The 2,314-nt window shown below is 61.6% G+C and carries 2 protein-coding genes; both read left to right on the forward strand.

Annotation, left to right across the window (positions count from 1 at the left end):
• Positions 1-750, forward strand: a 750-nt coding sequence (locus VGO12_RS02445; RefSeq protein WP_327511158.1) for a flagellin, incomplete at its 5' end; no start/stop codon positions are given.
• A gap of 372 nt (positions 751-1,122) precedes the next feature.
• Entirely contained in the window at positions 1,123-2,094 is a 972-nt protein-coding gene (locus tag VGO12_RS02450; RefSeq protein WP_327511159.1) for a flagellin, read from the forward strand.
• The last annotated feature ends 220 nt before the right edge of the window (positions 2,095-2,314 follow it).

Below are 2,314 nucleotides of genomic sequence, written 5' to 3' on the forward strand. Positions count from 1 at the left end.
GACGCCCTCGGCCTCGGCGCTGCCAAGACCGACGTTGCTTCGTCGGCCATGGAAAACTCCAAGGACGTCGTCGACGAAATCAAGAAGAAGCTGGTTACCGCCAGCGAGCCGGGCGTTGACAAGAGCAAGATCCAGAAGGAAATCAAGGAACTGCAGAGCCAGCTCCTGAGCATTGCCAAGTCGGCCTCGTTCTCCGGCGAAAACTGGGTCTACACCGACGCCAACAACCCGGCTGGCACCAAGTCGGTTGTCGGTTCGTTCAACCGCGACGCCAAGGGCAACGTCAGCCTGACGACGCTGCAGTACGACACGAACAAGAGCTCGCTCATCGAAGTCGACACCGCTGGCAACAACGTCACCGGCGGCACGGGCCTGCTCTCCAGCAACATCTCCTACGCCGACGCAACCGGCGCGACCGTAGCGCTGACCTACAGCGTCCTGACGCTCGACATCACCAACATGACGGGCGGCGCCCTGGCGCAGGCTCTGTCGGGTGTTGACTCGGTCCTGACGCAGATGACCGACGCTGCCGCCGACCTCGGTGCGCTCAACGCTCGTATCGACCTGCAGAAGGGCTTCGTCGAGAACCTCACGGACTCGATCGAGAAGGGCGTTGGCCGCCTCGTCGACGCCGACATGAACGAAGAGTCGACGCGCCTCAAGGCTCTGCAGACACAGCAGCAGCTCGGCATCCAGTCGCTGACGATCGCGAACACCAACTCGCAGAACATCCTCTCGCTGTTCCGCTAATAGACAAGAAACGACGGGCCAATCCCGCCCGTCGTCACACGCCATCAAGGGGCCGCACCGTCCGCAGGGACCGTGCGGCCCTTTCTCGTTTCGCGAAGCCCGATCGGTCTCAAGCGAGCCTGCCTGTTCCGGCGGCCGATCGTGGTCCGCCGCGGCTTAACCTTTCATGCATCTTTCCTAACGTCGGTTCACTTTCGTTACCGACTTCCTAACGCCATTAACCATTTGTTAACTATGGGATCGTTAAGTATGGGTTAAGAGCGAAGGGTCGCCCCCAGGGCAAAACAGGGGCGATTCGCATGATGCCAGTCCCGTCGCTGCCGGTGCCGCACTCCGGAATGTCCTTAGAAATTCATTCGGGGCAGGTGACCAATGACCAGCATCATGACCAATACCGCCGCTATGGCGGCTCTCCAGACTTTGCGTTCGATCAATTCTGACATGGCCGAGGTCCAGGACCGGATCTCCTCGGGCTACCGCGTACAGACCGCGGCGGACAATGCAGCCTACTGGTCGATCGCGACCACCATGCGGTCGGACAACGCAGCACTTTCGACCGTCCAGGACGCGCTTGGCCTCGGTGCAGCCAAGATCGATACGGCCTACGCCGCGATGAACTCGTCGATCGAAGTCGTCAGCGAGATCAAGCGCAAGCTGGTCGCCGCCAGCGAGCCGGGTGTCGACAAGCTGAAGATCGACAAGGAAATCACCGAGCTTAAGAACCAGCTCATCTCGGCCGCCCAGTCCGCCTCCTTCTCGAGCGAAAACTGGCTCTACAATGCAAACGCGGCCCCGGTCGGCACCAAGTCGGTGGTGGCTTCGTTCAACCGTGACGCCAACGGCAACGTATCGGTCACCACGCTCGACTTCGACACCTCGCAGTCGATGCTGATCGACAAGAACGCCAGCCGCGGCATCCTGACCAGAAACTACGACGCGTCCCAGCTCACCTCTCCTCCCGGCACGCTCGGTGCACGCATGTACCACCTGATCGGAGCGCCGGTGACGACGCCGATCGGAACGACGGCGGAAATCAAGCTGACCACGTCGACGACGCCGGCCGAGATGTCCGACATGATCAGCGTCGTCGAGCGCATTCTCAATCAGTTGACGGATGCGGGCTCCACCCTTGGCGCGATCACCAAGCGCATCGAGTTGCAGGAAGGCTTCATCGCCAACCTGATGGACACGATCGACAAGGGCGTCGGCCGCCTGGTGGATGCGGACATGAACGAGGAATCGACACGGCTGAAGGCGCTGCAGACCCAGCAGCAGCTGGGCATCCAGGCGCTGTCGATCGCCAACACCAATTCCGAGAACATCCTGCGCCTGTTCCAGCAGTAAGGCGCAAGCGGCGGATAGCGACCGGCAACCGGTCGCCCGATCCGCCGCAACACGGCCGCTGCCTGCGGGCGACGGCGAAAGTTCTGCCACGTCGTCGGTCACGGCACCCGGTGGAAACGGTTGGACCGCGCTATTTGCCCTGGCGCGGTCCAACACATTCATTTTCGCACAAGTTTGACCGAATAGCCTTCCCTCGCAGTCCTGTCGGATGACTGCCGGC

The organism is Ensifer sp. (genome assembly GCF_035999135.1).
Classification (GTDB): Bacteria; Pseudomonadota; Alphaproteobacteria; order Rhizobiales; family Rhizobiaceae; genus Ensifer.